Here is an 18,505-nt window from a genome sequence, read left to right on the forward strand (position 1 = left end):
GGACTTACCGTGGCTCAAACTCTGACGCAAAAGCTGCTGGCCGCCGCCTGCGGGCGCGCCGAGGTAGCGGTGGGCGAGATCGTGACCTGCCGGGTCGATCTCGCGATGTTTCACGACTCCAGCGGCCCGCGCCGTCTGCAACCGATGCTCGAATCGCTCGGCGCGCAATTGTGGGACAAGTCGAAGGTCGTGCTGGTGATCGACCATTACGTGCCGGAATCGGACGACGAATCGCGCCGCATCGTGCGCATCGCCCGCGATTGGGCGCAGGCACAGGCGTTGCCCAACGTCTACGACTCGGTCGGTATTTGTCACGTGGTCGTGCCCGAGCACGGACACCTTCGCCCGGGCATGTTCTGCGTGGGCGGCGATTCGCACTCGCCGACGGGCGGTGCGTTCGGTGCCTACATGTTCGGCATCGGCAGCACGGAGATGCTGGGCGTGGCGGTGTCCGGCGAAATCTGGGTGAAGGTGCCCACGACGATCCAGATGCGCTGGGACGGCCGTCTGGCGGATGGTGTGACGGCCAAAGACATGATGCTGCACATGATCGGCCGCTTCGGCATGAACGGCGGACGCTATCAGGCGATCGAGTTTTGTGGCGAAGCCGTGCGTGCGCTGTCGATGCAGGAGCGCATGACGCTCTCGAACATGAGTGCCGAGCTGGGCTCGCAGGTGGGATTGGTCGCGCCGGATGCGACGACCGTCGAGTATCTGCGCTCGGTTGGTGTCACCGATGGCATCGACGCCATTGACATCGCGCGCTGGCAAAGCGATGTGGACGCTGTGGCCGAAGTGCACACGTTCGACGCCAATACGCTGGCGCCGCAAGTCGCCGCGCCGCACAGCCCGGCGAACACGCGCGCGATCGATGCCTTTGCCGACATCCCCGTGGACGTGGCCTATCTGGGCGCATGCACCGGCGCGAAGCTCGAAGATTTGCGGGCGGCCGCGCGCGTGCTCAAGGGCCGCCGCGTGGCCGAGGGCATGCGCTTCGTCGTCGCACCGGCCTCCGCGCGCGATCAGGCGCAGGCCACGCGCGAGGGCGTGATGGACGTGCTGGTGGCGGCTGGCGCACAGGTGCTCGCCAATACCTGCGGCGCTTGCGCGGGCTATGGCGGCTCGATTCCCGAAGGAGCAACGGTGATGTCGAGCACGGCGCGCAACTTCAAGGGGCGCATGGGCGCGGAGACCGCACAGGTCTATCTCGGTTCGCCCTACGCGGTGGCCGCTGCCGCGCTCACGGGCCGCATTGCCGATCCGCGCGACCTTCTCGCCTGAACCCGTTCTTTCAACGCCACTCATGACATTGCCAACGTCTTCTACCGACGCACTCGCTCCCGGCCACCGCACCTGGGTGGTGGGGGCCGACATCGACACCGATGCGCTTGCCCCGGGCGCCTACATGAAATTCGGCATCGACGAGATCGCTCGCCATTGCCTGCATCGCGTACGCCCTGAATTTGCCGCGCAAGTCAGACCGGGCGACGTGCTGGTGGCCGGGCCGAATTTCGGCATCGGCTCGTCGCGCGAACAGGCCGCCGCTGCGCTGGTGCATCTGGGCGTGCGTGCCGTGATCGCACCGTCGTTCAACGGACTCTATTTTCGCAACGCCTTCAATGTGGGGCTGTTGCTGCTGACCTGCGCCGACGCGCAGTGCATTGCCGAGGGCGAGACCCTGCGGCTGGCACCGCGCGACGGTTTTATCGAACGCGCCGACGGCAGCCGTCTCGCTTGCGAGAACGTGCCCGGTTTCCTGCTCGACATGGTCGAGGCGGGCGGCCTGCTCAATCTGCTCAAGCGGCGCAGTTCGACATCTCACGCGACACCTAACGGAGCTTCTTCATGCTAGATCCCGTCACCCTGGCGGTCCTCAAGGGCCGGCTGGAGCAGATCGCCGACGAAATGGACGCGACGCTCTACCGCAGTGCCTTCAACCCGATCATTGCCGAGGCGCACGACGCCTGCCACGGCATCTACGACGCGGCGACCGGTGCCACGCTCGTGCAAGGCAAGTCGGGCCTGCCGGTTTTCGTCGGTGCGATGGCCTTCGCCGTGCAGGCGGCGGCGCGCGCTGCGGCCGAGCGCGGCGGCATGGTGGACGGCGACGTGTGGCTCTTCAACGATCCGTACGAAGGCGGCACGCATGCCAACGACTTCAAGCTCGTGCGCCCCGTGTTTCGCAATGGCAAGTTGTATTGCTTTCTCGCGTCTGCCGCCCATTGGCACGACGTAGGCGGTGCGGTGCCGGGCAACTACAACCCGGCGGCCACCGAGTGCTGGCAAGAGGCCGTGCAGATTCCGCCGGTACGCATCCTGCGACGCGGTGAACTCGACGCCGATGTGCTCGCGATTCTCAAGGCCAACACCCGCTTGCCCGATAGCCTTTGGGGCGATTTGAACGGGCAACTGGCGGCGCTGGAGCTCGGCGCACGACGGCTGGCCAACCTGCTCGACGAGTACGGCGACGGCACGGTGCAGGACGCGCTGGTGCAACTGCGCGAGCGGGCGGTGAAACTCATGCGCGCGCATGTCGCGGCGCTGCCCGATGGCGAATATACCTATCACGACACGCTCGACAACGACGGCGTACGCGACGAGCCGCTGACCATCGCGCTACGCATGCGTGTGGCGGGCGACACGCTGACGCTGGACTTCACCGGCACGTCGCCGGCTTGCATGGGGCCCGTGAATATCTCGCGAGCCACGGCCATTGCGGCGTGTTACGTCGCGCTCAAACATCTGTTCCCCGATGTCCCGGCCAATGCGGGCGTGCTCGATGCCGTGAAGTTCGAACTGCCCGAAGGGCTGCTGATCTCGGCGCAGCGGCCGCGTCCGGTCGGTGGCTACACCGAAACCATTCTGCGCATGATCGACGTGATCTTCTGCGCGATGGCGCAAGCCGCCCCCGAGCGGGCGATGGCGCAGGCCTACGGCACGATCAACGCCCTGTCGATTGCGGGCTATCGCACGGACGCCGAGCGCAAAGGCCAGCGCTGGGTGATGTTCAGCTTCTTCGGCGGCGGCCACGGCGGGCATTGCGATGGTGACGGTCTCTCGCACGGCAACGCGCCGATTTCGACCGCCACGATTCCGCCGGTCGAGATTCTCGAGGCAGCGTATCCGGTGCGCTTCACGCAATGGGCGCTGCGTCCAGACTCGGCTGGCGATGGCGAGCATCGCGGCGGGCTCGGGGCTATCTACGAAATCGAATTGCTGGAAGACAGTGCCGAAGCGTTTGTCTTCGGCGAGCGTGGACGCTCGGCACCACAAGGCATCGCGGGTGGCGAGGCGTCGGTGCCTAACGTCTTCCAATATCAGAACGACGGCGAGTGGCATACGCCGCCGATGGCCTCGAAGATGCTCGGCATCAAGCTCGCGCGCGGCGAGCGCGTGCGTCTTGAGACGCCGGGCGGGGGCGGGTATGGCGACCCGGCGCGGCGCGATGCAGGCGCGCGTGCGCACGATCGGGCGATGGGGTATGTGACCAACGCGGTGACCAAAGCGGTGACGAAAGCAGTGACGGCGGCGGGCGAGAGCACGGTCGTCGACGGCAAAGCAACGAAGGAGCAACAGGCATGAGCGCAGCAGCCAACCCGAACCCCTCGCTGGTCGTCGGTGTCGACGTCGGCGGGACGTTTACCGATCTGTTCGTGCTCGACGAAGCGGCCGGCGTGGCGCGCATCGTGAAGGTGCCGTCGACGCGTGGCGAAGAGGCGCGCGGCTTCATGAACGGTATCGAACGTGTCGAATCTGCCGGGCGCGGCGGGGCGGCAGCGATTGCCACCATCGTGCACGGCACGACGGTGGGCACCAACGCACTGCTGGAGCGCAAGGTGGCGCGCACCGGCATCATCACCACGACGGGCTTTCGCGACGTGCTGGAAATGCGCCGCCGCGACCGGCCGGCAACGTGGGGGCTGCGCGGCAATTTCACGCCCATCGTGCCGCGCGATCTGCGTCTGGAGGTCGATGAGCGCGTGTTGGCCGACGGCACGGTTCACACCGATGTCGATATCGCGCAGGTGGAAGCGGCCGCGCGTGCGCTGCTCGAAGCCGGTTGCGAGGCCGTGTGCGTGTTCTTCGTCAATGCATACGCCAACCCGGTCAACGAGCAACGCGCAGTGGCGGCGGTGCGCGCACTCTGGCCCAACGGGAATGTGACGGCGGCCACGGAAGTGCTGCCGGAAATTCGCGAATTCGAACGCTGCTCGACGGCAACCCTCAACGCGTCGCTGCAACCGGTGGTCGGCGGCTATCTGACGCGTCTGGCGCGCGATCTGAAAGCGCAAGGTTTCGAGGGCGAGTTGCTGGTCGTGCAGAGCAATGGCGGGATCATGTCGCGTGAGACAGCAAGCGATGTGCCGGTGCGCACAGCACTTTCCGGGCCGGCGGCCGGGGTGATCGCCTGCGCGGCCATTGCGCGCGCAGCAGGCTTCCCGAATGCCGTGACGGGCGACATGGGCGGTACGTCGTTCGATGTCTCGCTGGTGGCGGGCGGCGAGGCGTCGCTCTCGGCCCAGACGTCCATCGAATTCGGCATGGTGGTGCGCTCGCCGATGATTCAGATCGAAACGATTGGCGCCGGGGGCGGATCGATTGCCTCGGTCGATGCCGGTGGCCTGCTTCAGGTGGGGCCGGAATCGGCTGGCAGTATTCCGGGGCCCGCGTGTTACGGGCACGGCAATCTTCGCCCGACGGTGACCGACGCCAATGTGCTGCTTGGACGTATCGCCGCCGACCGGCCGCTCGGTGGCGGTCTGCTGGGCAAGCTCGATAGCGATCTCTCGGCGCAGGCCATCGGCAAGCACGTGGCCGAGCCGCTCGGGCTCGATGTCTACGCTGCCGCCGAAGCCATTCTCACGGTCGCCAACGCCAAGATGGCCGGGGCGATTCGTCTGGTGTCCATCGAGCGCGGTCACGATCCGCGTCAGTTCGCTTATATGCCGTTCGGCGGCGGCGGTGCGCTGCACGTGTGCGCGATGATGCGCGAAGTCGGGACGACCACCGGCATCGTGCCGCGCTATCCGGGGGTGACCTCGGCACTGGGCTGTGTGATCGCCGACATGCGCCACGACAGCGTGCAGACGCTCAACAAGCCGCTCGCCGCGCTAGACACCGACGATCTCGTCGCCCGCGTCGAGGCGTTGCAGGTCGCGTGTCAGCAACGTCTCGATTCGGCGGGGGTGCGTTTCGATGCGGTGAAGGAGGTCATCGAACTCGACATGCTCTACGTGGGCCAAAGCCACACGGTGCGCGTGCCGGTGGCGCGTGAGGCGCTGCACCGCGAAGGCATCGCGCAGGCATTCGAGACGGCGTATCGCGAAGCCTTCGGCCGCGCGCTCGACGGGATTGCCGTGCGCATCATGAATCTGCGTTATGCACGCATCGGCGTGCGTCCGAAGTTCGATCTCGGTGTGCTCGCACCACAAGCCACCGAGATGCCGTCATCGCTCGGCACGCAGCGGGTGTATCACGCCGGGCAGTGGTGGGATGCCGTACGGTTTGCGCGGCTCGATCTGCCGGTCGGCGCGAGCGTTGCCGGCCCGGCGATTCTCGAGCAGTCGGACACGACGATCTGGCTCGAACCGGGGTTCTCCGGGCGCGTGGATGCGCTGGGCAACCTCCTCATCACGCGCGACGCGTGAGCGGCCTCCCGGGAGTCATGTCATGAGCCAGACTAACGTGCTCGATGCGGCGCGCACGGCGCTCGTCATCGTGGATTTGCAAAACGACTTTATTACCCCCGGCGGGGCTTATGACCGGGGCGGCGCGGCAACGCCGCAAGCGCAGGCGCTGCCGGCGCGCATTGCGCCGATTGCCCGCTCGCTCAAGGCGGCAGGCGGTTTTGTTGCGGCGAGCCAGTTCACGCTCTGGCCGGATGCACAGGGCGAGCCGATGATTTCGCCGCACCTGAAGCAATTGCGGCCGTTTCTGCGGCGCGGTGATTTTGTGGCCGGCTCGGATGGGCATGCGACGGTGGCGTCGCTCGCGGAACACGTGGATGTCTCGGTGTGGAAGGTCGCGTATTCGGCGTTCTTCAACACGCAACTCGACTGGGTGCTGCGACGCGCGGGCATCGAAACGGTGGCCGTGTGCGGGATTGTGACCAATGGCGGCGTGGCCAGCACTGCGCGCGATGCCCACATGCGCGACTACCGTGTGCTGGTGCTCTCGGACGGCTGTGCCGCGCCCACGCCGGCGGCACATGACGCGGCGCTGGCCGACCTGCGCACGGTCGGTGAGATCGTGACCTGCGAGGCCTTCGCCGGCCGGATTACGGCATGAGCGCGCCGCTTGCCCCGGTGATTCGCAAGGGGCGTCCGCCCGTCGACGATTTGCCGCAACTGAGCGTGGTGATCGTAGGCGCGGGGGCTTGCGGGCTGACCGCCGCGCTGGTCTTGCAGGACGCTGGCATCGACTGTGTGCTGCTGGAGCGTGACGCGGTGCCGAGCGGGTCGACGGCGCTGTCGTCAGGTTTCATCCCGGCCGCTGGCAGTGAGGTGCAGCAGGCGGCAGGTATCGACGATAGCCCGGCGCAGTTCGCACACGACATCTTGCGCAAGACCGAGGGCACGGCGGCCGCCCATCTGGTGGATGCGTATGCGCGGGCGTCCGGGCCGGCCATGGACGCGTTGGCGCGCCACGGTCTGACGTTCGAGATTCTCGATGGGTTTCTGTATCCGGGACATAGCGTGCGCCGCATGCACAGCTTGCCTGAGCGCACCGGGGCTGCGCTGATGGCGGCGCTTGAGCGCGCCGTGCAGGCGACGGATGCACCTGTGCTGACGCGAACCGTCGTGCGCGAACTCTGGATCGATGACGACGGCCGCGTGAGCGCCGTGGGTGGCGTGCGGCCCGACGGTGCGATGGAGTATCTGGGCTGCGACATGCTGCTGCTCGCCTGTAACGGCTTCGGCGGGAATGCCACGCTCAGGGCCGAGTGGTTGCCTGAGATGGCGCAGGCGGTCTACGGCGGTCACGAAGGCAACGACGGCAGCGCGCTGCTTTGGGGGCAAGCGCTCGGGGCGGCGCAGGCCGACCTCGGCGGCTATCAGGGACACGGCTCGTGGGCGACGCCGCACGGTGTGCTGATTTCGTGGGCCGTCATCATGGACGGCGGCGTGCAAATCAATCGCAACGGCAAGCGCTTTCACGACGAGACACACGGCTATTCGGAAGCGGCGGTGAATGTGCTGGCGCAGCCTGGCGGCGTCGCATGGAACGTGTTCGACGCGCAGACGCTCGCGCTGGCGCGCACGTTTCCCGATTTTCAAGCGGCCGAAGCGGCGGGGGCGCTCAAGACCTGCGGCGATATCGATGCGCTTGCCGCGGTCATCGGGTGCGACGCGCAGACGCTGCGCACGACGCTGAACGAGATTGTCCCCGGGGGCACGGCAGATGACGGACGCCGGTTTGCCCGTACGTTGAGTGCACCGTATTACGCCGTCAAGGTCACCGGTGCGCTGTTCCACACGCAGGGCGGCCTCGATATCGACGCCCATTGCCGCGTGTTGCGCCCGGACGGCAAGCCGTTTCCGAACTTGCTTGCCGCCGGTGGGGCGGCACGTGGGGTGTCGGGCAATGCCGTGTGGGGCTACTTGTCGGGCAATGGACTGCTCTCGGCCGTCGCGGGCGGTTATCTGGCGGCGAAGACTGCCATCGATGCGTTGTCCGGCGCTTCAGCGTCGGCACTCGCCACCCAATCAAAGGAGATTTCCGAATGACGTTGTCGTCATCTCTCAAACACCGGCTCGGCGAGGGTGTGCTGCTCGCGCCGGGTGTCTACGATGCATTGTCGGCGCTGATCGCCGAACAAGCGGGCTTCGAAGCGCTTTACCTCTCGGGTGCGTCGATCGCCTACACCCGGCTTGGCCGATCGGACATCGGACTGACGACCTATCCGGAGGTGGAGGACACCCTCGCGCGAATCGCAGAGCGTGTGTCGGTGCCGGTGATCGTCGACGCGGATACGGGCTTCGGCAATGCGCTCAACGTCAAGCGCACCGTGCGCGGGTTCGAGCGCGCGGGTGCGGCGATGATCCAACTGGAAGATCAGACGTTTCCGAAGCGTTGCGGGCATCTCGACGGCAAGGGCGTGGTGAGCTTGCAGGAAATGACGGGCAAGGTACGCGCGGCCGTTGATGCACGTCACGACGCCCGTACGCTCATTCTGGCGCGCACCGATGCGGTCGCAGTTGAAGGCCTCGACGCCGCGCTCGATCGTGCGGAACAGTATCTGGAGGCCGGTGCGGACGCGTTGTTCATCGAGGCGCTGCGCACGACGGAACAGATGGTGGCGGCATGCGAGCGATTTGCGGGGCGTGTGCCATTGCTCGCCAATATGGTGGAGGGCGGCAAAACGCCGGTGCAAAGTGCGCAGGCGCTGGCCGACATCGGCTTTCGTATCGTCATCTTCCCGGGTGGCACGGCGCGTGCCGTGGCGCACACGTTGCAGGGTTACTACGCCAATTTGCACACGCAAGGCACGACGGCCGCATGGCGCGAACGCATGCTCGATTTCGACGGACTCAATGCCGTCATCGGCACGCCGGAATTGCTGGCAGAGGGGAAACAGTACGAGTAAGCAGGATGCGTGACGTGCCCGCGCGATAAGGCGGCGGGCGCAGCACCGAAAGCATCGGCGCGTGACGTGGGTCGCGCTGGTAGGTGGGCCCGTCGCGGATGGCTTCGCGACGGGCCTTTTTCGTGTCAGACGATGCCAGTCTCGCGCAGCGCCGCGATCTTCGCTTCGTCGAAGCCCAGCCGTTCGCGCAGGATGTCGTCGCTGTGCTGGCCGAGCGTGGGAGGTGCCGTGCGTGCGACCGGTGGGGTTTCGCTCATCTTCATCGGGCTGGCCACGAGGCGCGCGACGCCGCCTGACGGGTGCGGCAATTCGATGGCCATTTCCCGTGCGACCACTTGCGGGTGGGCAAACACTTCCGGCAGCGTGTTGATCGGGCCGCACGGTACGCCTGCGGCTTCGAGCTTGTCGATCCACACCTCCTTGCTGAACTTGCGCACCATCTCGACGAGGATCGGCACCAGCACTTCACGATGGCGCACGCGCGACGGATTGGTGGCGAACCGTGCGTCGTCCGTGAGCGCGGCTTCTTCACCGGCTTCCACGAACTTGCGGAACTGGCCGTCGTTGCCCACGGCGACGATGATCCAGCCGTCGTCGCCCGTCTGGAACGTCTGATACGGCACGATGTTCGGATGCGCGTTGCCCCAACGTACCGGCGCCTTTTCACTGGCGAGGTAGTTGGTGTTCATGTTGGCGAGCATGGCGACCTGCGTGTCGAGCAGCGCCATGTCGATGTACTGGCCCACGCCGGTGCGGTCGCGATGGGTGAGGGCGGCCATGATCGCCAGACTCGCGTACATGCCGGTCATCAGATCGGCAATCGCTACGCCGGCCTTTTGCGGGCCGCCGCCGGGCAGGCCGTCACGCTCGCCCGTGATGCTCATGAAGCCGCCAATCCCCTGAATGATGAAGTCGTAGCCGGCGCGTGAGGCGTGCGGGCCATTCTGGCCGAAGCCGGTAACCGAGCAGTAGACGAGATCAGGTTTGACCGCTTTGAGCGAGGCGTAGTCCAGACCGTACTTCGCGAGCTGGCCCACTTTGTAGTTCTCGACGACGACATCGCTTTGCGCGGCGAGCGCACGGACGATGGCCTGCCCCTCAGGGCGCGAGATATCCAGCGTGAGCGAGCGCTTGTTGCGGTTTGCCGCGAGGTAGTAGGCGGCCTCGGCGGTATCGCGGCCGTCGGCATCGCGCTGGTAGGGCGGCCCCCAACTGCGTGTGTCGTCGCCCACGCCGGGACGCTCGACCTTGATCACGTCCGCGCCCAGATCGGCCAGATTCTGTGTGGCCCACGGACCGGCCAGCACACGTGAAAGGTCCAGCACCCGGATATGACTCAGCGCGCCCATCGTTATCTCTCTCCTTGATCGCTTCGCACGGTGACGGCGTTGCACGTCATGTGCGAAACATTGTTTTGCAATGCGGAACTTGTGGCGAAGAGTCTATGGCGGAGTCTCGGCGTCTGACCAGCGCCGTTTCGCACTGCGGTTGGCGCGCCGACGCTGTGTGGGTGCCGATTTCCCGTATAATCAAAAGTTTGCAAAATATCCCGCCAGGCGCAGCCAGCCCGGCCCCCACGCTCTCAAGCACGCTATGAAAGTCGCAGACATTCGGGAAAAATTTCTTAACTTCTTCGAGTCGAAGGGCCACACGATCGTGCGCTCGTCGAGCCTCGTGCCGTCCAATGACCCCACGCTGCTGTTCACGAACTCCGGCATGGTGCAGTTCAAGGACGTCTTCCTCGGGCTTGAGACGCGCCCCTACAAGCGAGCGACCACGGCACAGCGCAGCGTGCGCGCCGGCGGCAAGCACAACGATCTGGAGAACGTGGGCTACACCGCCCGTCACCATACGTTCTTCGAGATGCTGGGCAACTTCTCGTTCGGCGACTACTTCAAGCGTGAAGCGATCCAGTACGCATGGGAACTGCTGACCACGGTCTACCAGCTTCCCAAGGACAAGCTCTGGGTCACCGTCTATCAGGAAGACGACGAAGCCTACGACATCTGGGCGAAGGAAGTCGGCGTGCCGACCGAGCGCATCATCCGCATCGGCGACAACAAGGGCGCGCGCTACGCGTCGGATAACTTCTGGCAGATGGCCGACACCGGCCCGTGCGGTCCGTGCTCGGAAATCTTCTTCGACCACGGCGCCGACGTGTGGGGTGGCCCGCCAGGATCGCCGGAAGAAGACGGCGACCGCTACATCGAGATCTGGAATCTCGTGTTCATGCAGTTCAACCGCGACGAGCAGGGCAACATGACGCCGCTGCCCAAGCCGTGCGTTGACACCGGCATGGGGCTGGAGCGCATCGCCGCTGTGCTGCAACACGTGCACAGCAACTACGAAATCGATTTGTTCCAGCACCTGATCAAGGCGGCTGGCCGCGAGACCGGTGTGACCGATCTGGCAGCGAACTCGCTCAAGGTGATCGCCGATCACATCCGCGCGTGCTCGTTCCTGATCGTCGACGGCGTGATTCCGGGCAATGAAGGCCGCGGCTACGTGCTGCGCCGTATCATCCGCCGCGCCATTCGTCACGGCTACAAGCTCGGCCGCAAGCAACCGTTCTTCTACAAGCTGGTGCCGGATCTGGTGGCCGAGATGGGCGTGGCCTATCCGGAACTGGCGCAGGCACAGCAGCGCGTGACCGACGTGCTCAAGCAGGAAGAAGAGCGCTTTGGCGAAACCATCGAGAACGGCATGGAGATTCTCGAAGGCGCGCTGGCCGATCTGGCCAAGCGCGGCGTGACGACGCTCGACGGCGAACTCGCGTTCAAGCTGCACGACACGTACGGCTTCCCGCTCGACCTGACGGCAGACGTCTGCCGCGAGCGCAGCATCACGGTCGACGAGGCTGCCTTTGACGCCGCCATGGCGCGTCAGCGCGAGCAGGCCCGTGCGGCCGGCAAGTTCAAGATGGCCACGGCGCTGGAATACGACGGCGACAAGACGCGTTTCCAGGGTTATGACCGCCTCGCGCTCGAAGGCGCGAAGGTCACGGCACTGTATGTCGACGGCACGAGCGTGACCTCGCTCAAGGCCGGCCAGCAGGGCATCGTGGTGCTCGATACCACGCCGTTCTACGCCGAGTCGGGCGGTCAGGTGGGCGATCAAGGTTTGATCACCACGGCCGGTGCGCGTTTCGGTGTTTCGGACACGCAGAAGATTCAGGCCGACGTATTCGGTCACTACGGCAAGCTCGAATCGGGCGAGTTGAAGGTGGGCGAAACGGTGACGGCGCAAGTCGACGCCGTGCGCCGCGCGCGCACCGTGCGCAACCACTCGGCCACTCACCTGATGCACAAGGCCCTGCGTGAAGTGCTCGGCGGCCACGTGCAACAGAAGGGCTCGCTGGTCGATGCCGACAAGACGCGTTTCGACTTCGCCCATAACGCGGCAATGACCGCTGACGACATTCGCCGCGTGGAAGACATCGTCAACGCGGAAGTGCTGGCCAATGCGCCGGTGCAGGCTGCGCTGATGTCGTTCGACGACGCGGTCAAGGGTGGTGCGATGGCCCTGTTCGGCGAGAAGTACGGCGACGAAGTACGCGTACTCGACATCGGTTCGTCGCGCGAACTGTGCGGCGGTACGCACGTGGCGCGTACGGGCGATATCGGTCTGTTCAAGATCGTGATGGAAGGCGGTGTTGCCGCCGGTATCCGTCGCGTGGAAGCGATCACCGGCGACAACTCGGTGCGCTTCGTGCAGAAGCTCGACGATCAGGTGAATGAAGCTGCTGCGGCCCTCAAGACGCAGCCCGCAGAACTGACGCCGCGTATCGCGCAGGTGCAGGAACAGGTCAAGTCGCTCGAGAAGGAACTGGCCGCGCTCAAGTCGAAGCTCGCATCGAGCCAAGGCGACGAACTGGCCGAGCAGGCCGTGGACGTCAATGGCCTGAAGGTGTTGGCCGCACAACTCGAAGGCGCCGACGTCAAGACGCTGCGCGAGACGATGGACAAGCTCAAGGACAAGCTGGGGAGCGCTGCCATCGTGCTGGCCGCCGTCGAAGGCGGCAAGGTCAGCCTGATCGCGGGCGTGACGGCGGATGCCACGGGCAAGGTCAAGGCGGGCGAGCTGGTCAACTTTGTGGCCCAGCAGGTGGGCGGCAAGGGCGGTGGCCGTCCCGACATGGCACAGGCGGGCGGTACCGACCCGTCGCAACTGCCGCAGGCGCTCGCCGGCGTGCAGGGCTGGGTGGCCGGCAAGCTGTAATGCCGGTGTGACATCGAGGCGTGCGGCGGCACTGGCAGTACGGTTGCCGCCTCGCATGCCCCGGCTGTCATTTGCCCCGCAGGGTGCTCTCGCAAACGCGCGCTTCGGCGCGCGTTTTGCATGGGTGTGTCGATGGCGCACCGATTGCCCCTGATGCCTTAGGGGAACAATCGCTTTCCGTGATGTTTTCCATGTAAAGTATTCGCCACGATGGTGCGCGTCGGCGTAAGCCTGCGTGCGGTGGTTGCGCGTTTCGGACTAGATGGCCTGACCGACTGCGCCGCACCTTTCCAAGCTTCCCCGAGCCTCCCTGATACCGCCCGTTCGCGGGTTAGCCAACGCCATGTCAGCCACACTCGCCGATTCCGCCCGACCTGCCTCGTCGCATCAACCGTCGCCGGAACGCGCGGCCTGGCGCATTGCGCTGTCGTGCATGCTCGCGTTGTCGATCGCGATGGGCATCGGCCGCTTCGCCTTCACGCCGATGCTGCCGCTCATGTTGCATGAGCACCTCGTGGACATTCAGCACGGCAGTTGGCTCGCATCGCTCAATTACGCGGGCTATTTCATCGGTGCACTCTCGTGCATGTGGCTGCGTTTCACGCCGACGTTCCTGATTCGTTTTGCCCTCGCCGCGACCGTTGTGCTCACACTCGCCATGGGGCTGCTGGAGTCGTTCGTGGTGTGGGCGATCGTGCGCACACTGGCCGGCGTGATGAGCGCGTGGGCGATGGTGTTCTCGGCCGGATGGGGCTTTCGCAAGCTGGGCGAGTTGCGCATGCCGAGTCTGGGCGGCGTGATCTTCGCGGGGCCGGGGGCGGGCATCGTGGTGACCGGCTTGCTCGCCAATCTGAACAGCGCATTCGGCTGGCCGGCGCGTGGCGGCTGGCTGCTGTGCGGCGTGCTCGCGCTGATATTGCTGGCGGTGATCTGGCGCACGTTTGTTGCCGATGCACCGGCTGTGGCCAAGCCAGAGGGCGATGCCCCCGCTCATGCGACACCGCATGCCGTCAATCACGGCAGCGGCGAGAACGTGATTCCGATTACGGTGTTCTATAGCTTCGCCGGGTTCGGCTACATCATTACCGCGACGTTTCTGCCGGTGATTGCGCGTCACGCGTTGCCCGGTTCGCCGTGGCCCGATCTGTTTTTCCCGCTGCTCGGCCTGATGGTGATTCCCGGCGCGATCATCGGCGCGCGCGCCCCTGTGTCGTGGGATAACCGCCTGTTGCTGGCCGTCTGCTACGTCATGCAGGGGCTGGGCGTGGGCATCGGGATCGTGTTGCCGAACGTTGTGGGTTTCGCGCTTGGGAGCGTTCTCGTGGGCTTGCCGTTCACCGCGATCACGGTCTATACCGTGCGTGAATGCCGCCGGCTGCGTGGGGACAATGCCAATGGCCTGATCGGGCTTGTGACGGCATCCTATGGCATCGGGCAGATCGTCGGGCCGCTGGTGGCTGCACCGCTGGTCGAGACGACCGGCAGCTTCACGGCGGCGCTGTTGTGCGCCACTGCCGTGCTCGCGCTGGGTGCCGTTGGCTTCGTCTGGGACTGGCGGCGTTCGCTCGAACGCGCCCCCTGAGTCCGCCTCTTGAGCGGCGCTTCCCAATTTGCGCAGGAGCATTTCACATGGCATTTACATTGCAGGCGGGCCGCAAGGCTGCCACGGGCATGAGCGACGCCGAGCAGCGCATGCGCGTCGACCTTGCAGCGTGCTACCGGCTCGTGGCGATGCACGGCTGGGACGATCTCATCTACACCCATATCTCGGCCATGGTGCCCGGCGAGCCCGGGCACTTCCTGATCAATCCGTTCGGACTGGCGTTCGATGAAGTGACGGCGTCGAATCTCGTGAAGATCACGATGGACGGCGAGATTGTCGGCGACAGTGAGCATCCCGTGAATGTCACGGGCTTTGCGCTGCACGGCGCGGTGCATGCGGCGCGTCCGGAAGCCGTTTGCGTCATGCATTTGCACAACACGGCGGGCATCGCTGTCTCGATTCAACCGCACGGTCTGCTGCCGATCTCGCAACACGCGCTGCGTTTTCATGAGCGGATCGGCTATCACGACTACGAAGGTCTGGCGTTTTCGCCGTCGGAGGGCGAGCGTCTGGTGGCGTCGCTCGGCGCGTATCCGGCGATGCTGCTGCGCAATCACGGCACGCTCACGGTTGGCCGTACGGTCGCGGAAGCCTTCGTGTTGATGGCCACGTTGATTAAGGCCTGCGAGATTCAGTTGCAGGCGCTGGTGGGCGGTGCACCGCCTTATCTGCCGAGCGCTGCGGTGCAGGACAAGACGGCCGTGCAGCTTGAAGACGGCGGTGCGATTGAAGGCGAGATGGAGTGGCCCGCATTGCTGCGCAAACTCGATAAAATGGACAGCTCGTTTCGAGACTGATGGCATCGCATTGCAGCGGTTGCAGCGAGTCGCATCGGATCTGAGCGAGTCACGACAACAACATCAGGAGAGAGATAGCAATGCCAACGTTTCACGTCGAGTTGTTCGAAGGCCGTACGGTCGATCAAAAGCGCGCATTCGTGAAGGCCGTGACCGCCGCCGCGGTCGAGACCCTCGGTTGCACGCCGGAGTCGGTCGACATCATCATTACCGACACCAAACGCGAGAACTGGGCCACGGGCGGCACGCTCTGGTCGGACCCGCGTCCCGAGTAAGCCGGCCGCAAGGCCCAAGGTCGGGGGTCGACCGGCGATCCCCGTTGTATTGAAGAGGTCGTCATGTCGCAACACCCCGCCAATTCCACGAATTCCACGTTTTCCACCAACGCCGCAAATCCTGCCGCAGCCCACGCAGCGCAGGACGTGCCGCAACACTTCGCCTCGGATAACTACGCGGGCATCTGCCCGGAGGCGCTGCACTATCTCACCGAAGCCAATGCCAGCGGTCACGAAGTGGCCTACGGCGACGACACGTGGACGCAGCGCGTTTGCGACGGTGTGCGCACGCTGTTCGATACCGATTGCGAGGTGTTCTTCGTCTTCAACGGCACGGCAGCCAATTCACTGGCGCTGGCGTCGCTCTCGCAGTCGTATCACTCGGTCATCTGCCATGAACTGGCGCACGTCGAGACGGACGAGTGCGGTGGCCCGGAATTCTTCTCCAACGGCGCCAAGCTGCTGACCGCGCGCGGCCGCGAGAACGACGGCAAGCTCACGCCGGATGCTGTCGAGTCGGTGATCAGCCGCCGTTCCGATATTCACTTTCCGAAGCCCAAGGTGGTCACGCTCACGCAGGCCACGGAAGTCGGCACGGTGTATTCGGTCGATGAAGTCAAGGCGATTGCCTCGGTCGCCAAGCGACGCAATCTGCGCGTGCATATGGACGGTGCGCGATTCGCGAATGCTGTCGCGACGCTCGGCTGCCATCCGGGCGATGTAACGTGGCGCGCCGGAGTCGACGTGCTGTGCTTTGGCGGCACCAAGAACGGCTTGCCGGTCGGCGAAGCGGTGGTGTTTTTCAACCGCGCATTGGCGGAAGATTTCGCCTATCGCGTGAAGCAGGCGGGGCAGTTGGCGTCGAAGATGCGCTTCATTTCCGCGCCGTGGCTGGGCATGCTCGAAAACGATGTCTGGTTGCGCAACGCGCGGCATGCGAATGCGATGGCGCAGTTGCTGGCCGAACGGATTCGCGACGTGCCGGGGGTCTCGATCATGTTCGAGACGCAGGCCAATGCGGTGTTTGCCGAGTTGCCGCTGCACGTGATCGAAGCGCTGCGCGCCAAGGGGTGGAAGTTCTACACGTTCATCGGCGCAGGCGGTTGCCGCTTTATGTGCGCATGGGACACGCGTGCGGAGACGGTGGAGCGTCTGGCAGCCGATATTCGGGTGCTGAGTGTGGCGGGGTGATTTTTTTGGCAGTAAAACTAGTTGATCGAATAGTTTTTGTGAGATATACCTCGTTTTTATCAAATACTGTTCGATCGTATAGTTTTTATCTGACAAGACTATCGTGAGTCGTTAAACTGTGCGATCAAGTAGTTTTTATCTCGATCTCACGGTGCATTCTCGGAGCGGCGACATGCGATATCAAATCGAAGACGCGACACAAATCGGTGGTGTCATCCGTGCGGCCCGCAAGACGCAGCAACTCAGGCAAGTCGATGCGGCAGGTCTGCTCGATGTCAGTGAGTCATTCATGGTGAAGGCTGAGCGAGGCGGGGAGACGATACAGTGGGGCAAGCTTTTCCAGATTCTGACCGGGCTTGGTGTGCGCGTTGAATTCGATATTCCTGAAGCCACGCACGAAATGATCAGCAAGCAAGTGGGCGAAGCGAATCGCCGTGCAGAGGCCCGACGTACGCGGTTGAAGCATTCGGAGGCCAAGGCGTCGGTGTCCCGAGACCAGGAGCGCAAATGAATGAGCGCGAGATGGCCGTATGGATCGACGAGCAACGCATAGGTACGTTACGGGAGAGGCAGAGCTTGTGGGCGTTCGAATACACGGACGCTTGGCGTAGTCATCCCGCACACTTTGCCCTGAGTCCGCATATGCCGGTTGCTGACGCGGCGTTGGTCGATGGTGCGACGGTTCGCCCGATACAGTGGTATTTCGACAATCTCCTGCCAGAGGAGTCGGCGCGGACCCTGCTTGCCAAGGATGCGAAGGTCGCAGACGTCAGTGACGCATTCGGGCTGCTCGAATACTACGGCAGGGAGTCGGCCGGATCGCTTACGCTCTGCTCACCAGAGGATCCGGTGGAAACCCGCAGCGGGATGCGAGCGCTACCCGACACCGAACTCAATGAGAGAATCCGCCAACTTCCGACGCTGCCCCTGACGCACGGTGCACCCAAAAAGATGTCGCTCGCCGGCGCGCAACACAAGCTCGCTGTGATCGTGCGCGATGGCGAGCTCTTCGAGCCGGAGGGGCAAGCGGCCTCGACGCATATTCTCAAGCCAAATCATCCTCAAGTTGATGACTATCCCCACTCCGTCATCAACGAGTGGTTTGTGATGAAGCTGGCCAAGCGCGTCGGCCTGGATGTTCCCCAAGTCGACCGGCGCTACGTACCTGCACCCGTTTATCTGATTGAGCGTTTCGATCGGGTGATTGGTGAGAATTCAGTGCGACGCCGACACGCGATCGACGGGTGTCAACTGCTTAATCTCGCCGCGAGCATGAAGTATTCGGCGTGGTCGGTCGATGCCCTGAGTGCGCTCGCCGATGCGTGTCGGACGACGGCGCTGGCCCGGTTGCGCATTTATCGTTGGCTCGTATTCTGCGTAATCGTAGGAAATGGCGACTGTCATCTCAAGAACTTGAGCTTTCTTGTGGGGCACGATGGCGTAGCGCTTGCGCCGCATTACGATCTTCTTAGCGAAAGCGTCTACGAAACACCGGAATACAGCGCGCGCGGCAGATGGCCAGACCTGGTGGAGTTCACTCGCCCCATCGACGGCGTGCAACGCTACTCGCAAATTACGCCCGAAATTCTCTTGGGTGCCGGAAAGGCATTGGGTATCAACGAGGCCGTGGCGCGTCGCAACCTGGGCGAAATGGTACGTATCGTGACTGTGGCGGCCGACGAACTGTTGGCCGACGTGGCGAAGGAAAATGACGCCATCATGGAGAAGCGCCCGGAACTTGCTGCAACGTTTGGTGGGGAAATGCGCTGCTTGCGCGCCATTCGTCATACCGTGATTGAGGAGGCGATCCGGCGTCTCGACGCTTAATCGTGTC

At 64.5% G+C, this 18,505-nt stretch carries 15 protein-coding genes; 14 read left to right on the forward strand and 1 reads right to left on the reverse strand.

What is annotated here, in order from left to right; all coding sequences use genetic code 11:
- The first annotated feature begins 9 nt into the window (after window positions 1–9).
- The 7 genes from CDV44_RS04495 to CDV44_RS04525 are packed head-to-tail and all read left to right on the forward strand — an operon-like array spanning window position 10 to window position 8,587.
- Entirely contained in the window at window positions 10–1,281 is a 1,272-nt protein-coding gene (locus tag CDV44_RS04495; protein ID WP_087686845.1) for a 3-isopropylmalate dehydratase large subunit, read from the forward strand.
- Between the two features lie 22 nt (window positions 1,282–1,303).
- Window positions 1,304–1,852, forward strand: a complete 549-nt coding sequence (locus CDV44_RS04500) for a 3-isopropylmalate dehydratase (protein ID WP_087686846.1) — start codon at window positions 1,304–1,306, stop codon at window positions 1,850–1,852.
- Window positions 1,846–3,582: a hydantoinase B/oxoprolinase family protein gene (locus CDV44_RS04505; RefSeq protein ID WP_087686847.1), complete on the forward strand. Its 1,737-nt coding sequence runs from the start codon at window positions 1,846–1,848 to the stop codon at window positions 3,580–3,582. The genes CDV44_RS04500 and CDV44_RS04505 overlap by 7 nt, the downstream gene beginning before the upstream one ends.
- A complete protein-coding gene (locus CDV44_RS04510) occupies window positions 3,579–5,648 on the forward strand; it encodes a hydantoinase/oxoprolinase family protein (RefSeq protein WP_087686848.1) in 2,070 nt (689 codons plus the stop codon). The genes CDV44_RS04505 and CDV44_RS04510 overlap by 4 nt, the downstream gene beginning before the upstream one ends.
- 22 nt (window positions 5,649–5,670) lie before the next feature.
- Window positions 5,671–6,288: a cysteine hydrolase family protein gene (locus tag CDV44_RS04515; RefSeq protein WP_087686849.1), complete on the forward strand. Its 618-nt coding sequence runs from the start codon at window positions 5,671–5,673 to the stop codon at window positions 6,286–6,288.
- Window positions 6,285–7,727, forward strand: a complete 1,443-nt coding sequence (locus CDV44_RS04520; RefSeq protein WP_087686850.1) for an FAD-dependent oxidoreductase — start codon at window positions 6,285–6,287, stop codon at window positions 7,725–7,727. Before CDV44_RS04515 ends, CDV44_RS04520 begins: the two co-directional genes overlap by 4 nt.
- Window positions 7,724–8,587, forward strand: a complete 864-nt coding sequence (locus CDV44_RS04525) for an oxaloacetate decarboxylase (RefSeq protein ID WP_087686851.1) — start codon at window positions 7,724–7,726, stop codon at window positions 8,585–8,587. Before CDV44_RS04520 ends, CDV44_RS04525 begins: the two co-directional genes overlap by 4 nt.
- A 125-nt stretch (window positions 8,588–8,712) precedes the next feature.
- On the opposite strand, the gene CDV44_RS04530 is transcribed toward CDV44_RS04525, so the two are convergent.
- Window positions 8,713–9,936 carry a CaiB/BaiF CoA-transferase family protein gene (locus tag CDV44_RS04530; RefSeq protein ID WP_087686852.1) on the reverse strand — a complete coding sequence of 408 codons (1,224 nt, stop codon included), beginning with the start codon at window positions 9,934–9,936 and terminating at the stop codon, window positions 8,713–8,715.
- A gap of 244 nt (window positions 9,937–10,180) precedes the next feature.
- Here CDV44_RS04530 and alaS point away from each other — a divergent pair, with 244 nt between their 5' ends.
- The 7 genes from alaS to CDV44_RS04565 all read left to right on the forward strand — a co-directional run bounded on the left by alaS (window position 10,181) and on the right by CDV44_RS04565 (window position 18,498).
- Window positions 10,181–12,805: an alanine--tRNA ligase gene (gene alaS, locus CDV44_RS04535; protein ID WP_087686853.1), complete on the forward strand. Its 2,625-nt coding sequence runs from the start codon at window positions 10,181–10,183 to the stop codon at window positions 12,803–12,805.
- A gap of 343 nt (window positions 12,806–13,148) precedes the next feature.
- The gene (locus CDV44_RS04540; protein WP_087686854.1) at window positions 13,149–14,387 is read left to right on the forward strand and encodes a YbfB/YjiJ family MFS transporter; all 1,239 of its coding nucleotides are present in this window, start codon (window positions 13,149–13,151) and stop codon (window positions 14,385–14,387) included.
- Window positions 14,388–14,434: 47 nt separating this feature from the next.
- Window positions 14,435–15,205, forward strand: coding sequence for a class II aldolase/adducin family protein (locus CDV44_RS04545; RefSeq protein WP_087686855.1), 771 nt, complete (start codon window positions 14,435–14,437; stop codon window positions 15,203–15,205).
- An 80-nt stretch (window positions 15,206–15,285) separates the two neighbouring features.
- Window positions 15,286–15,480 (forward strand): 4-oxalocrotonate tautomerase, encoded by a 195-nt coding sequence (locus CDV44_RS04550; protein ID WP_087686856.1) that lies wholly within the window; start codon window positions 15,286–15,288, stop codon window positions 15,478–15,480.
- Between the two features lie 63 nt (window positions 15,481–15,543).
- Complete coding sequence (locus CDV44_RS04555) at window positions 15,544–16,671, forward strand: low specificity L-threonine aldolase (protein WP_249277401.1); 1,128 nt, start codon at window positions 15,544–15,546, stop codon at window positions 16,669–16,671.
- 172 nt (window positions 16,672–16,843) lie between these two features.
- On the forward strand, window positions 16,844–17,182 hold the full coding sequence (locus CDV44_RS04560) for a helix-turn-helix domain-containing protein (RefSeq protein ID WP_087686857.1): 339 nt from the start codon (window positions 16,844–16,846) through the stop codon (window positions 17,180–17,182).
- Window positions 17,179–18,498 carry a HipA domain-containing protein gene (locus CDV44_RS04565; RefSeq protein WP_087686858.1) on the forward strand — a complete coding sequence of 440 codons (1,320 nt, stop codon included), beginning with the start codon at window positions 17,179–17,181 and terminating at the stop codon, window positions 18,496–18,498. Before CDV44_RS04560 ends, CDV44_RS04565 begins: the two co-directional genes overlap by 4 nt.
- Window positions 18,499–18,505 lie beyond the last annotated feature (7 nt).

Origin of the sequence: Pandoraea sp. PE-S2R-1 (assembly GCF_002179865.1) — a bacterium.
In the GTDB taxonomy this organism is placed as follows: Bacteria; Pseudomonadota; Gammaproteobacteria; order Burkholderiales; family Burkholderiaceae; genus Pandoraea.

What these genes read in the sequence shown, in the direction of transcription:
- CDV44_RS04515 (WP_087686849.1), top strand. Translation starts at nt 5,671, where the DNA reads ATGAGCCAGACTAACGTGCTCGATGCGGCGCGCACGGCGCTCGTCATC.
- CDV44_RS04530 (WP_087686852.1), bottom strand. Translation starts at nt 9,936, where the DNA reads ATGGGCGCGCTGAGTCATATCCGGGTGCTGGACCTTTCACGTGTGCTG.
- CDV44_RS04550 (WP_087686856.1), top strand. Translation starts at nt 15,286, where the DNA reads ATGCCAACGTTTCACGTCGAGTTGTTCGAAGGCCGTACGGTCGATCAA.
- CDV44_RS04505 (WP_087686847.1), top strand. Translation starts at nt 1,846, where the DNA reads ATGCTAGATCCCGTCACCCTGGCGGTCCTCAAGGGCCGGCTGGAGCAG.
- CDV44_RS04565 (WP_087686858.1), top strand. Translation starts at nt 17,179, where the DNA reads ATGAATGAGCGCGAGATGGCCGTATGGATCGACGAGCAACGCATAGGT.
- CDV44_RS04520 (WP_087686850.1), top strand. Translation starts at nt 6,285, where the DNA reads ATGAGCGCGCCGCTTGCCCCGGTGATTCGCAAGGGGCGTCCGCCCGTC.
- CDV44_RS04555 (WP_249277401.1), top strand. Translation starts at nt 15,544, where the DNA reads ATGTCGCAACACCCCGCCAATTCCACGAATTCCACGTTTTCCACCAAC.
- CDV44_RS04510 (WP_087686848.1), top strand. Translation starts at nt 3,579, where the DNA reads ATGAGCGCAGCAGCCAACCCGAACCCCTCGCTGGTCGTCGGTGTCGAC.
- CDV44_RS04560 (WP_087686857.1), top strand. Translation starts at nt 16,844, where the DNA reads ATGCGATATCAAATCGAAGACGCGACACAAATCGGTGGTGTCATCCGT.
- CDV44_RS04540 (WP_087686854.1), top strand. Translation starts at nt 13,149, where the DNA reads ATGTCAGCCACACTCGCCGATTCCGCCCGACCTGCCTCGTCGCATCAA.
- alaS (WP_087686853.1), top strand. Translation starts at nt 10,181, where the DNA reads ATGAAAGTCGCAGACATTCGGGAAAAATTTCTTAACTTCTTCGAGTCG.
- CDV44_RS04525 (WP_087686851.1), top strand. Translation starts at nt 7,724, where the DNA reads ATGACGTTGTCGTCATCTCTCAAACACCGGCTCGGCGAGGGTGTGCTG.
- CDV44_RS04500 (WP_087686846.1), top strand. Translation starts at nt 1,304, where the DNA reads ATGACATTGCCAACGTCTTCTACCGACGCACTCGCTCCCGGCCACCGC.
- CDV44_RS04545 (WP_087686855.1), top strand. Translation starts at nt 14,435, where the DNA reads ATGGCATTTACATTGCAGGCGGGCCGCAAGGCTGCCACGGGCATGAGC.